Origin of the sequence: Xenorhabdus sp. PB30.3, assembly GCF_963895965.1 — a bacterium.
GTDB lineage: Bacteria > Pseudomonadota > Gammaproteobacteria > Enterobacterales > Enterobacteriaceae > Xenorhabdus > Xenorhabdus stockiae.
The window spans coordinates 1-13,877 of record NZ_CAWQMW010000198.1 but is presented as its reverse complement, the minus strand read 5'-3'; the positions used below and the strand labels follow the sequence as shown (position 1 = coordinate 13,877).

Sequence of the window (13,877 nt, the reverse complement as noted above, 5' to 3'; positions counted from 1 at the left end):
ATGGAATAAATATATTCATCTTAGATATATGAAAATAAGTTTAATTAATCAAGCAAGATTTCGTATTTATGAATTTAGTTTATTAATTAAAGTTGTTACTAAGTATATATCATTTGTAATTATTTCTATTGTGAAGATAATTACTGTTAATCTATTAGGTTATTTACTCTTGTGATTAAACAACCACCAATTTGGTAGATGATGGCCGTTTATTATTTATTTAAATCAGTTTTTATTTTTTCCCAACTAAGCGACAAATGGTTTCCGTGACCAGGTAGCTTTTTTCAAATGAGCTAACCGGCAAAAACTCAAAACGAGAATGGAAATTCAAGGCCCCGGTAAAGTAATTTGGTGTCAGAATACCTCTTGCAGATAAAGCTGAGCCATCTGTACCACCACGCATCGGAATAATATTAGCAGTAATTCCCTGAATTTTGAGTGCTTCAAGAATCAGGTCAATTGCGGTACGGTCGTCACCTAATGAGTCGCTAATATTGCTGTAGACATCTTCGATTTTATAATCTATTTTTGCCCGAGGGTGACGGGCACGGATAAGTTCAATTGACTGAGTAACATAATTTTTACGCTCTTTATAGCTATTGCGGTCAAAATCACGGATGGCCATTTTGATTTTTGCATTATCTGGATTAGCGATTAAGTTCGTAAAATAAAAATAACCTTCCCGATGTTCAGTATGCTCAGGTGTATCATATTTATCAAAACAGCCGATAAAATCATATGCGACCCTGATTGGGTTTAATAATACGTTTTTTGCAGACATTGGGTGCGTGGTAATGCCTGTGATTGTCATTTCGACAGAGGCTGCATTGAAGGTTTCATAGATGACTTCCCCCAGTGCACAGCAGTCAATTGTATAAGCAAAATCAACATTGAAACGGGATAGATCCATCAATTTGGAACCACGCAGCCCGATTTCTTCATCAGGGACAAAAGCTACATAGATATCACCATAGTCAAATTTCGCCTGCTGTAATTTATCCATCAGCTCCATAATAACGGTAACCGCAGCTTTGTTATCTGCACCAAGAACACTGGTTCCGTCGCTGAAAATGATTGGCTCACCAATATAAGGGGCGGCTTCCGGGTGTTCACTTGTTTTAAACCAGATATCTTCTTGGCTGTTCAGACATAAATCTTTTCCCTCATAAAGCAAAGTCTGAGGTTTTATGACTGCCGACAATCCGACATCAACAGTATCCAGATGGGTCACAAAACCAATCTTGGGGGCTGATGGTTTATTACCACGACGCACAGCATAAAGAATGGCGTGCTCATCAATATAAATATCAGCGAGGCCATAACCTTCCAGCTCTTTCGCTAATAATTCAGCTAGCTTACGTTGCCCTTCGGTACTCGGTACAATAATGCTGGAGGCATCACTCTGGCTTTCGATAGCTAAATAGCGGTAGAAACGTTGTTCAAGCTGTTGACCTAATTCATTCATTTTTTCTTCCCTCTTGTATTCAATATATGACGACACTATTGTGCAGGGTGCCATGTGTAACCACTGTCGAAACCAATCGGAATATCAAATGTCCAGAATACATAGAGCGTTGCTGTTAAAATAATTAGCAAACCAATGGTGAATGGGAGCATCATTGAGCATAAAGTGCCGATACCCGCATTTTTATAGTATTTCTGGCAATACATGAGAATCAAAGGATAGAACGGGAACATTGGTGTACTGACGTTCATAGCTGAATCACTCACCCGAAAAGCGGCTTGTGTTAATTCAGGAGAAATACCGACAGCCATTAGCATCGGTACAAGTACTGGCGCCATAATTGCCCATTTTGAAGTTGCCGACGTGATCATAATATTAATGATAGCCGTTAATATGATCACACCGAGTACAGTCAGACCGGATGGCATTTCGAGTGTACGTAGTAGTTCTGCACCGGATAAGGCTAATAATGTACCCAGATTTGAATGATGAAATGAATACAGAAACTGAGCGGCAAAAAACACAAAAACAATAAATGGGATTAATGACTGTGTGATGTTTTCCATTGATTTAACGACATCGCGGCTTGAAGTAAAGGATTTCGTTAAATAGCCATAAACGATACCCGGCACAGCGAAAAACAGGAATAAAAGCGGGACAACTATCTGCATAATAGGGGCTTTAGGGCTGGTCATGCTGCCATCCGGTGCCCGCATTGGCGATGTTTCCGGCCATAATAAGGCGATAAGACCTATACCCAGTAATAACACGGTGGATCCGGCAATTCGAAATGCACGATTTTCTTCAGGTGTAATTTTTTCCAGATCTTTGTCAGTATCTGTTTCAATATTTGTTGAAATAGGGCAGTTCTTGTTCAACCAGGGTTCCACAATTTTCTCTGTGATGAACCAGCAGATTAAAATGACACCAAATGTAGCACCAAGGCTAAAAAAGTAGTTACAGAGCACATTCACATGGTAACCGGGCGCCATCATCTGAGCCGCATCCTGTGTGAAGCTCTGCATGATCGGATCAATGATAGAAGGCGTATAGCTTGCAGTGAAACCACCAGCAAGACCGGCAAATGCGGTAGCAATACCCGCAAGAGGATGCCTGCCACAGGCATAAAACATCATGGCGGAAACCGGCATTAAGATAACATAAGCTGAATCCGACGCCAGATGTGAAACAATACCGACAAAAGCAACGGTTGGGGTCAGCATTTTGGGGGTAATGAAAGAAAGCATTTTTTTCAATGCTGTTTTTATAAAACCACTACTTTCTGCAATCCCAATTCCCAACGTTGAAACGATTGTAATTCCGAATGGCGGGAAATTAATAAAGTTTTTCACTGTTCCTGTCACGAATAATATAATTTCTTCATATTGGAAAAGATTAACAATAGATATTCTCTCTTTCGAGACGGGATGATGATAATCAAAATTTACGAAGGAAAGTAAAAACGATAAAAGCCAACAGATTATCAGGGCATAAACAAATAACATTGTTACGCCCGGCATAACATTACCTATACGTTCGACACGGTTTAAAAATCCTTTTTTTTCGGGATAAGCACTTGTTGTCATATTTGCAATTTACTCAAGTTATTTGAATAATACGATCACACCGCAGTTCAGCGTTTATTAAAAGAATATCACTTTTTCATTAATTTTTTCCGCATCTTCAATAGGTCTGTTGTCTAAAATATCTAAGGCTTTGGATAAAAAAACTATAGGCTCTATACGACTGATGTCAATATTAAAAGTCAGTTTGATATATATGTTTACTCCGGTAGAAAAAAACTATAATGTTCTCGTGTGTCAATATTCACCATCACACCCAATATATTTTGAATGGTAGTCAGTAAAGCGACATATTCAAATATAAAGGGATTAACAGAGAGAAATTCGATGTATACATTATGGATAGCTAATAAAAATTACTCTTCCTGGTCGTTGCGTCCCTGGATTCTGCTCAAGGCTCTGAATATTCCTTTCAACGAGCAGTTAAGTTACTTTGAAGATGGTAAAAGTAGCCATGAGAAATTTAAGGCATTCTCACCAACGGGTCTTGTACCTTGTCTGGTAGATGGTGATATTACAGTTTGGGATACACTGGCTATTACTGAATATGTTGCAGAGGAACATGCTCAGGTATGGCCAGAAGATCGTACTGCCAGAGCGTGGGCAAGAAGTGCAGCAGCAGAAATGCACTCTAGTTTTACTGCATTACGCCAGATTTGTGCAATGAATTGCACAAAAACAATTGCATTAACCGAAATATCCCCTGAATTACAGAGCGATCTTTCTCGGCTTGATGAACTTTGGTCTGAAGGGCTAAGCAGATTTGGTGGTGAATGGCTGGCAGGAAATTCTTTCACGGCAGTGGATGCATTTTTTGCACCGGTAGCTTTCCGGGCCAGAACTTACGGGTTGAAATTTTCACCTGCGAGTCAGGCATGGATTGATCGGTTCCTAAAACATCCGGCTATGGTGGAATGGCTGGAAGCTGCACAAAAAGAGCCTGAAATTGCGCATTGATATACTGTTTTTTATCTCCGCTAAAAAACAATAAATTAATTGAGGAGCGCAGGAAATGCGCTCTGATTTCAAATATCACACAACTCATTAAAAAATAAAAAAAGCTCCGCATTGGCACGGAGCAGGAATGGGTAAAAGTAGCTGGGAAAATGTAGTACAGTTGTATAGTAATATCCTCCTGCTAAACACCGTTTAAATAGGCGCGAGAATGTCGTAATCCGCTAGTATTAATGATGAGAAACCGCATCACGTATTACATCCAGTGACGCTGGGTTTTCTATCAAAGCAATATCACTGGGGGTACGGCCTTCACAAATCGCCTGCATAGTACGGCGCAACATTTTCCCTGAGCGGGTTTTAGGTAATTGTGTGACAAAATAAATACGAGCCGGACGCCCGACACTGCCAATCTTTTTATCGACCAGATCCATCAGCGATTTTTCCAATGTTGCAAAGTGGTCAGCATTCTGAATTTCTTTTCCCTCTTTGAGGACGACAAAGGAAACAGCAGCTTGTCCTTTTACATCATCTTTAATACCGATAACGGCAACTTCTGCAACATCTTCATGGCTTGCAATACACTCCTCTATTTCCCGGGTTCCCAGACGATGACCAGAAACATTAATCACATCATCCGAACGCCCTAAAATAAAGTAGTAGCCTTCACTGTCACGAATACCCCAGTCAAAAGTAGAATAAACTTGTTGATCGAAGTGTTTCCAGTAGGTATTCACAAAACGGTGATTATCACCATAAATGGTCTGGATACACCCCGGAGGTAAGGGACCTTTGATAACCACCATTCCTTTTTCGTTATCACCACATTCTTGTCCGGTTAGTTCATTAATTAATTTGACGTTAAAACCGTACATCGGGAAGCCAGTGCTACCAAAACGACCGGGCCTGTCATCCAGTGCTCGTGCAATTGCCATAATTGGCCAGCCAGTTTCAGTTTGCCAGTAATTGTCAATCACAGGGACATTAATGGTTTCAGTAATCCAGCGTGCGGTATGTTCGTCGAGGGGTTCACCTGCCAGATAGAGTGTTTCAAGAGAGGAAATATCATATTGAGCAATATTGTCTGTTGGGTATTTTTTCAGGACTCGAATGGCTGTTGGCGCAGAAAACATTCTGGTGACGTGATATTTTTCCACAATCCGCCACCAAATCCCGGCATCCGGTCGGATGGGCAGCCCTTCATACATAACGGTTGCCATTCCGGCAATCAGCGGGGCATAAACAATATAGGAATGCCCTACAATCCAGCCGATATCTGATGTGCAGAAGAATGTTCCTCCGGGCTTACCGCCAAAAATAATATCCATGGATGTTGCCAGCGCAACGGCATAACCACCAACATCCCGTTGCACCCCTTTGGGTGTTCCTGTTGTCCCAGACGTATAGAGCACACAGGAAACTTCATTAGATTCGAGCCATGCTACAGGGACTTCGGTACCCAGATGAGCCTGCCGCAATGTTGCGAAATCCAGATCCCTGTTTTTGACCCAATTTATCTCACTCAAACCACGGTTTATCATCAATACATGACGTGGTGTATGTGCTGCCAGTTCAATGGCTTCATCTAATAATGGCTTGTAGGGGATAATTTTTCCTCCCCGCGATCCTGCATCAGCGGAAACGACCAGTATCGGCTCTGCATTATCTAATCGGGTAGCAAGACTATGGGCCGCAAACCCGCCAAAAACAACGGAGTTGATAGCACCGATGCGGGCACAGGCAAGCAGGATAAACAGGGCTTCAGCCACCATCGGCATATATACCACGACACGGTCGCCTTTTTTGACACCGAGGGAAAGCATAATCGCGGCTGCCTGATTGACTTCCTGATATAACTCCCGATAGGTGAAGACTTGCTCGGTATTTGTTTCTGTAGAAACCGCAATTAACGCCTTGGAATCAGGCTGACTTTCCAGCCAGCGATCTAACGCGTTGTAGCATAGGTTAGTTTTTCCGCCGCAAAACCAGCGGGCAAAAGGAGGATCACTGTGATCCAGCGTTTGTTCAAAAGGATGCTGCCAATGAATCCGTCTGGCTTGTTCTGCCCAGAAACCGCTGGGGTCATCAATCGAACGTCGGTAAAAATCTTGAAATGACATAATTTCTCCTAACGAGATATTTTTCCTGACGTAATATTTTCCTGATGTAGTGTAAGGATAGTGGTTCTGGAACCAGAACCACTATACACTTCGTCTTTCAAGTTGCCTCTTTGTTGGCTGCGCTCGCTCACCCCAGTCACATAGTTATCTATGCTCCCGGGGATTTACTCCCTTGCCGCCGCGACGCATCTTGAAATCCATTGTGTATAAATAAATTGCAGATTAAATACTGTATAAATCAAGGTACTCGTTTACGGGGATGTCTTTTATATCGTTAAGGTCAAGGGAGACTGCCAGAATTTTTTGTTGTTGTTTTTCGGTGAAACGCCGTGCCAGATTGGTTCTGAATTTTTCCAGCAATGCGGGAACACCGTCGGCACGGCGTCGTCTGTGCCCGATTGGGAACTCTATTATGACTTCATCAAGCTGGCTGCCATCATTAAAAGTCATAGTCAGGGCATTAGCAATAGAACGTTTTTCTGGGTCATGGTAATCCTGTGTGAAATTAACATCTTCAACACAGATTATTTTTTCCCGCAGAGTATCAATGCGCGGATCTCTGGCAACATCATCTTCATAATCTGCCGCAGTGAGACGCCCAAACAGTAATGGAATGGCAACCATATACTGGATGCAGTGATCCCGGTCTGCCGGATTATGCAGCGGGCCTTTTTTATCAATGATGCGGATGCAAGCCTGATGGGTGCGAATAGTGATTTGGGCGATATCTTCGACAGTTTTTCCCAGCGCTTTCAGTTGATGATGTAGCTGCATGGCAGCTTCAACCGCAGTCTGAGCATGAAATTCAGCAGGGAAAGAAACTTTGAACAAAATGTTTTCCATCACATAACTGCCATAAGGGCGCTGAAACTGAAATGATTCGCCTCTAAAGAGAACATCATAAAAGCCCCAGTTTTTGGCGGTTAATACGGAAGGGTAACCCATTTCACCCTGTTTTGCCATCAGCGCCAGACGAACGGCGCGGGAAGTGGCATCGCCTGCTGCCCAGGATTTACGGGAGCCTGTATTGGGCGAATGGCGATAGGTGCGTAAAGACTGGCCATCTACCCACGCGAGTGATACGGCACTTAATATCTGTTCACGATCCAGCCCCATCATTTGTGCAACCACAGCGGTTGAAGCAACTTTTACCAAAACAACATGATCCAGACCGACTTTATTGAATGAGTTTTCCAGTGCCAGACAACCCTGAATTTCGTATGCCTTAATCATGGCTGCAAAGACATCCCACATGGTTAGTGGCTCTTCTCCACGGGCGACGGCATTTCTTGACAACCAGTCAGCGACAGCAAGGATCCCGCCTAAATTATCAGACGGATGCCCCCATTCAGCCGCCAGCCAGGTGTCGTTAAAATCCAGCCAGCGGATGAGTGTGCCGATATTGAATGCGGCCTGCACGGGATCGAGTTCGAATTGAGTTCCCGGTACTCGTACTCCATTGGGAACAACTGTTCCCGGCACAATCGGGCCGAGTAATTTAGTACAGGCGGGGTATTCCAGTGCTTCTAAACCACAGCCTAAAGCGTCTAAGAATGTGTGTTGGGCGGTGACATAGGCAATGGGGGAAACGATGATGTAGTCCATGACGTAATCCACGATATCTACAATCACTTGGTCGTATTCAGGCCGGTTATTCACAACGGAAGTCAGTGTAGAGGCAGGCATAGAGGTAGACATAATCAATCCTTTTGGAAAAGTTGCATTAATATACTGTTTATCAGGGTATTTATTAGCGAGTATCAGCGCTTTTCAATCGGGACAAACGGCAGATTTTCCGGGCCGGTATAATTAGCAGTGGGACGAATAATTTTATTATCAATACGCTGTTCAATAATGTGAGCAGCCCAGCCGGAAGTACGTGCAATCACAAACAGTGGGGTAAACATGGCTGTAGGAACTCCCAACATGTGATACGACACCGCCGCAAACCAGTCGAGATTCGGGAACATTTTTCTCTCATCCCTCATCACTGATTCAATGCGATCGGCAATATTAAACATTTTCAGTGTGCCGGTTTCTTTGGATAGGGTTTGGGCAACCTCTTTGATCACCTTGTGGCGTGGATCAGCAATGGTATAAACCGGATGCCCGAAGCCAATAATCACTTCTTTTCTCTCCAGACGGCGGAGAATGTCAGCTTCTGCTTCATCAGGCGTATCATAACGCTGTTGAATATCAAATGAAGCTTCATTGGCACCACCGTGTTTTGAACCTCGCAGCGCCCCGATCCCACCGATAATGGCAGAGTAAATATCGGAGTTTGTACCGGCAATCACCCGGCTGGTAAAAGTTGAAGCATTGAATTCATGCTCTGCATACAGGATAAGGGAAGTATGCATTGCTTTTTCCCACGATGCCCGTGGTTTTTGCCCATGTAAAAGATGCAGAAAGTGACCCCCGATAGAATCATCATCAGTTTCTACATCAATACGACGTCCGTTATAACTATAGTGGTACCAATAAAGCAATATCGAGCTGAGAGAAGCGAGTAGGCGGTCAGCGATATCGCGGGCAGCAGCAGGATTATGATCCTCTTTTTCCGGCAATGTACAACCGAGAACGGAGACTCCTGTGCGCATCACATCCATCGGATGGGCAACTGCGGGTAGTGCTTCCAGTGCGGATTTAACGCTACTCGGCAGACCTCTTAATGCTTTAAGTTTGGCCTTATAGGCAACCAGTTCGGCGCGGGAAGGCAGCTTTTCATGGACTAACAGGTAGGCAACTTCTTCAAATTCGCAGTGGGAGGCCAAATCAAAAATATCATAGCCCCGGTAATGCAATTCCTTGCCATTTTTCCCAACGGTACAAAGTGCGGTATTACCCGCTGTAACACCTGACAGAGCAACAGATTTTTTCGGTTTAATCCCTATAAATTGTTCATTCATGTGTATCACCTCGATTGTTTTTCTGGGAAAACAGGGCATCCAGCCTCTGCTCAAAATCGTAATAGTTGATACTTTCGTAAAGCTCATTACGGGTTTGCATCATATTGAGCACATTCTTTTGCGTGCCATCGCGCCGGAGAGCCGCATAGACTTGCTCAGCTGCCTTATTCATGGCTCGAAATGCAGACAGGGGATAAAGAGCGATAGAGACATCCACACTTTTGAGTTCTTCAAGCGTAAAAAGTGGGGTGGCTCCGAATTCGGTGATGTTTGCGAGTATTGGAATTTGTGTTTTTTCGGCGAAGGTTTTATACATTAGTAGCTCTGTGATAGCTTCCGGAAACAGCATATCTGCTCCTGCTTCTCTATAAGCTTCAGCTCTGTCAAGGGCAGCATTCAGTCCTTCTACTGCCAGCGCATCAGTACGTGCCATAATGACGAAATGTTCATCATTACGGGCATCAACGGCTGCTTTAATGCGATCGACCATCTCCTCTTTGGAGACAATCTCTTTATTTGGCCGATGGCCACAACGTTTTGCACCGACCTGATCTTCAATATGCAGTCCGGCAGCGCCTGCTTTAATAATAGACTGAACTGTGCGGGCCACATTAAATGCGGAGGATCCAAAGCCGATATCTGCATCTACCAGAAGAGGTAAATCGCACACATCAGTGATGCGTCGGGTATCGGTTAGTACATCATCCAATGTTGAGATACCCAAATCAGGCAAACCTAATGAACCTGCTGAAACTCCGCCGCCGGAAAGATAAATGGCCTTATAACCGGCTCGCTTCGCCAGCAGGGCGTGGTTTGCATTGATGGCGCCTACCACCTGTAACGGAGATTCGTCTTTTATTGCCTGACGAAAAGTCAAACCGGCAGAATAAAATCCCATATGTAACTCCATTATTAAAAATGAAACTTATCTGTACTAACTTATTAACAAAGCAAGGCTTATGCCAAAAAGCAGAAATGGGAGGAAAGGATAGGAAATAGATAGGGGTATTTTTATTTTAATTTAATAATCAAATGGATAATTATTTTTTGCTGTGATGTCGTTTCTGACTTTCTGTTGATTATAATATATACTTGTTTCAATTTTAAACAGCTATGTTTCATTATTGTTTTATTTTGTTTAAGTGAAACGTAATAAAAAATGAGCAGAAAAGAAAAAGGAGGTATATCATGCCAATACATGCCTCAGAGCGTGACAGCAATAAGCCTGTCATCTGGACAGTCTCTATCTCCCGCCTTTTTGACCTTTTTCGCGACATTACACCGGAGTTTGATCATCAGGCTGATATCACACCGATCCACCTTGGTTTTGAACAGGCAGTGCAACATATCCGTAAGCGTCTGGAAAACGAACATTGTGATGCCGTAATATGTGCGGGTTCTAATGGTGCCTACCTGAAAAGCAGGCTTTCAGTCCCGGTGATCATAGCCAAAGCCAGTGGTTTTGATTTCATGCAGGCATTGGCTCGCGCCCGGCAAATCAGCTCCCGCATTGGCGTCATCTCCTACCAAAACACCTTACCTGCGCTGGAGGAATTTCAGCAACGTTTTCATCTGCGCATAGAACAACGCAGCTATGCAACGGCAGAGGATGCCAGAACACAGGTTAATGCGTTGAAGGCAGTTGGTATTCAGGTGATTGTAGGAACTGGGCTTATCACCGATTTGGCGTATGAAGCGGGGCTGGTGGGTGTTTTTGTCTATTCCGCTGATTCTATCCGGCAGGCATTTCATGATGCGTTGGATATGGCTAAGATGGCCAGACTTAATCAGGCAGTAATTTCACCTTACCCTACCGAAGATAAACTGCGTATTCGACATACGATCAATGATATTCGGGGCAATTCCGCAGCAATGGAGCGTGTGCGAAGTACAATCACGTTATATGCCCGTTCGACAGCGACCGTATTGATTCAGGGAGAAAGCGGTACCGGAAAGGAGCTGGTTGCACAGGCTATCCATCATGAATATACCCTTCGCTATGGGCAGTTAAAAAGAAAAAATCCCCGGCCATTCGTTGCTGTTAATTGCGGTGCAATCGCCGAATCGTTATTAGAGGCAGAATTGTTTGGCTACGAAGAAGGTGCATTTACTGGTTCACGACGTGGCGGGCGGGCTGGGTTATTTGAAGTTGCGCACAGGGGAACGTTATTTCTTGATGAGATTGGTGAAATGCCATTGCCGCTACAGACCCGGTTATTGAGAGTATTGGAAGAGAAATCGGTTGTCAGGGTTGGGGGATATCGTCCGATTGCCGTTGATGTGCGTATTATTTGTGCAACTCATGTTGATTTGGATCAGTGGGTAAGGGAAGGGCGTTTCCGTGTTGATCTGTTTTATCGTTTAAATGTATTGCGTATTAATCTTCCGGCGTTACGGGAGCGGGAAAACGATATCAATATGCTGGCTCAGGAGTATTTTCGGCGGGCATGTGCGGCTCTTAATTTGCGTGTTTCACCTTTAAGGGTACGTGAACTTTCTCAGTGTGATGAAGTATTACGGTCTTATCACTGGCCGGGTAATGTGAGAGAACTGCGTAACCTGATGGAGCGAATTGCTCTCTATACGAGTGCTAATCCTGAACAGATATTAACTCCTGCTCTGATATTGTCACTTTCTCCTGAGCGTCAGGTTGAAATTGGCGTAATGAATAATATGCAAATAGTAAAAACCGCATCTCATTCTTTTACAGAAAAATCACCTCTGGAGCATTATATTTCATTGAGTGATATTGTGGCGCACTTTTCGGGTAACCGACAGGCCGCTGCGGAATATCTGGGGATCAGCCGCACGACATTATGGCGGAGACTGAAGCTGGAGCAGGATAAAAATTAATAAACCCCCTATCTAGGATAGAGGGATAAATAAATTTTACTTATTCAGAGTAATACGCCACATACCTGAATAATTATCACAGTGCCAGCTTCCTTCTAATATTCTTCCATTATCAAATTGGTGTAGAGTTGCTCGACTATTTTCCCCATCATCACCTTTTAATTCCCAGTGGCCTCGAGAACGCTCTTCACCGACATATTTGGTTATTATGGTGTTACCATTATCATCTTCGTCTTCATAAGATATGGTTAAATACCCGTTTGAAAAATTGACGGAACAGCGAAAATCAGTTACGGGTTCGCTATCGTAATAAAGTACAGCCATTTGGCTGTTTGGGTATGATTCCATGTAATTAATTCCCTATTAATCTAATTTTTTTGCTAAAAAACTAGCATATCGTTGCATATCGATATTGCCTCCGCTCAAGATAATACCTATACGCTTGCCCTGCAACTGTTCCCTTACCGCTCTTGCCGCAGCAAAACCCAAGCAACCTGTTGGCTCAACAACCATTTTCATTCGCTCTGCCAGAAAATACATCGCATCAACCAGCTCTTTATCTGAGGCTGTCAGGATATCTGTCACAAGGTGACGAATAATGTCAAAATTATGCTGACCTAGATGTGGTGTTTGTGCGCCATCTGCAATTGTTTTTGGAGTATCAATATATACAATCTCACCTTTTCTGAAAGATTGTTGCCCGTCATTACCCTCTTCAGGTTCGACACCAAAAACCTGGCATTTCGGGGACAACTGAGAAGCAGATAATGCCGAGCCGGATAACAGACCACCGCCACCGAGCGGGACAAACAGAGTATCCAGTTCGCCGATTTCTTCAAATAACTCTTTGGCTACAGTGCCTTGCCCTGCAATAATATGTGGATGATCGTAAGGCGGGATCAAAGTCAGACCGTGTTTTTCTGCCAGATTACGGCTTATAGCCTTGTTATCCTCAGTATATCTGTCATAAAAAACAATTTTGCCACCATAGTCTTCTGTTGCTTCAATTTTAGCTTTAGGGGCATCATGTGGCATCACAATTGTGGCGGGAATATTGAGCATCTTAGCTGATAAGGCAATAGCCTGAGCGTGATTACCGGAAGAGAAAGCAATAACCCCTGCTTTTTTCTGTTCATCACTAAACTGGGATAATGCATTCATTGCGCCACGAAATTTAAATGCTCCCATTCGTTGGTAGTTTTCGCATTTGAAATAGACTTCAGCGTCGAATATCTGATTAACCGTATTTGAGGTAAATACAGGGGTTTTGTGGATATAGTTTTTAATGCGGGAGTGGGCTTCTGAAACATCACGATAATCGGGAACAAACGTCATTACTTAAATCTCCTGAGTTATATAATCCTGTGGTATCCAGCCTGTTTCGCCACACTCTTTGTGGGCCCAGAACCAACCATTCAATAAATTTTCCAGATAGAGTAATTCACCGGCTTTTACAGTTAATTCATGTGCAATGTAGTTTTCCATACAAATTGCCTGATTAACCTGAGTAAAACGTAGGAGCTGTTGGGGAACCCAGCCACTTATTTCTGATTTATCTGTCGTCCACACCCAATAAGGGTACTCTATATCACAGTGGCTGACTGAAACGATATCACCAGACTGCAACCGGATCGGAGTTGGATAAGCGCTGGTGTAGTTCTTGATTACAGTACCTTTACCAAACATATTTTCTCCTGAATTTATATTTGCCGTTTTCAGGCGATTACTCAAAATTCATAAGATATATACTCAATGGATTTCAAGAGGTGTTGCGGACAACAAAGAAGTAACTTGAAAGACGAAGAGTAAAAATTAATGTAGTAGCTGAAGTAATAGTTAGCGATTATACATTGGAGTAAATTGTATATCTATTTAACTTTAGAGGTAATATAAAAAATAAAAAGCAGGAGTAGGTTATATAATTTCGAAATAATATTATTAATATTGTTATATTATTATTCCGGCGTGAATTTCTTTTTAAAATGTTTTCATA

General features: G+C 43.1%; 11 protein-coding genes. 2 read left to right on the top strand and 9 right to left on the bottom strand.

What is annotated here, in order from left to right:
* Positions 1-232 precede the first annotated feature (232 nt).
* Positions 233-1,465, bottom strand: a complete 1,233-nt coding sequence (gene pepT / locus AACX38_RS20675; RefSeq protein WP_228865493.1) for a peptidase T — start codon at positions 1,463-1,465, stop codon at positions 233-235.
* A gap of 35 nt (positions 1,466-1,500) precedes the next feature.
* Positions 1,501-3,051, bottom strand: a complete 1,551-nt coding sequence (locus AACX38_RS20670; protein WP_228865491.1) for an AbgT family transporter — start codon at positions 3,049-3,051, stop codon at positions 1,501-1,503.
* A 324-nt stretch (positions 3,052-3,375) separates the two neighbouring features.
* On the opposite strand from AACX38_RS20670, the gene AACX38_RS20665 reads away from it, so the two are divergent.
* Complete coding sequence (locus AACX38_RS20665) at positions 3,376-4,005, top strand: glutathione S-transferase family protein (protein ID WP_228865489.1); 630 nt, start codon at positions 3,376-3,378, stop codon at positions 4,003-4,005.
* 227 nt (positions 4,006-4,232) lie between these two features.
* Here AACX38_RS20665 and AACX38_RS20660 read toward each other — a convergent pair whose 3' ends face one another.
* The 4 genes from AACX38_RS20660 to prpB all read right to left on the bottom strand — a co-directional run bounded on the left by AACX38_RS20660 (position 4,233) and on the right by prpB (position 9,929).
* Complete coding sequence (locus AACX38_RS20660) at positions 4,233-6,122, bottom strand: propionate--CoA ligase (RefSeq protein WP_228865487.1); 1,890 nt, start codon at positions 6,120-6,122, stop codon at positions 4,233-4,235.
* A gap of 222 nt (positions 6,123-6,344) precedes the next feature.
* On the bottom strand, positions 6,345-7,808 hold the full coding sequence (locus AACX38_RS20655; protein WP_228865495.1) for a bifunctional 2-methylcitrate dehydratase/aconitate hydratase: 1,464 nt from the start codon (positions 7,806-7,808) through the stop codon (positions 6,345-6,347).
* 74 nt (positions 7,809-7,882) lie between these two features.
* The gene (gene prpC, locus AACX38_RS20650) at positions 7,883-9,031 is read right to left on the bottom strand and encodes a bifunctional 2-methylcitrate synthase/citrate synthase (protein ID WP_228865485.1); all 1,149 of its coding nucleotides are present in this window, start codon (positions 9,029-9,031) and stop codon (positions 7,883-7,885) included.
* Complete coding sequence (gene prpB, locus AACX38_RS20645; RefSeq protein WP_228865483.1) at positions 9,024-9,929, bottom strand: methylisocitrate lyase; 906 nt, start codon at positions 9,927-9,929, stop codon at positions 9,024-9,026. Before prpB ends, prpC begins: the two co-directional genes overlap by 8 nt.
* A 290-nt stretch (positions 9,930-10,219) precedes the next feature.
* On the opposite strand from prpB, the gene prpR reads away from it, so the two are divergent.
* Complete coding sequence (gene prpR / locus AACX38_RS20640) at positions 10,220-11,884, top strand: propionate catabolism operon regulatory protein PrpR (RefSeq protein WP_228865481.1); 1,665 nt, start codon at positions 10,220-10,222, stop codon at positions 11,882-11,884.
* A 36-nt stretch (positions 11,885-11,920) separates the two neighbouring features.
* On the opposite strand, the gene AACX38_RS20635 is transcribed toward prpR, so the two are convergent.
* The 3 genes from AACX38_RS20635 to AACX38_RS20625 are packed head-to-tail and all read right to left on the bottom strand — an operon-like array spanning position 11,921 to position 13,570.
* Entirely contained in the window at positions 11,921-12,232 is a 312-nt protein-coding gene (locus AACX38_RS20635) for a hypothetical protein (RefSeq protein ID WP_099121929.1), read from the bottom strand.
* A gap of 15 nt (positions 12,233-12,247) precedes the next feature.
* Entirely contained in the window at positions 12,248-13,219 is a 972-nt protein-coding gene (locus AACX38_RS20630) for a threo-3-hydroxy-L-aspartate ammonia-lyase (protein ID WP_228865478.1), read from the bottom strand.
* A gap of 3 nt (positions 13,220-13,222) precedes the next feature.
* Positions 13,223-13,570: an SH3 domain-containing protein gene (locus AACX38_RS20625; RefSeq protein ID WP_228865477.1), complete on the bottom strand. Its 348-nt coding sequence runs from the start codon at positions 13,568-13,570 to the stop codon at positions 13,223-13,225.
* Between the last annotated feature and the right edge of the window lie 307 nt (positions 13,571-13,877).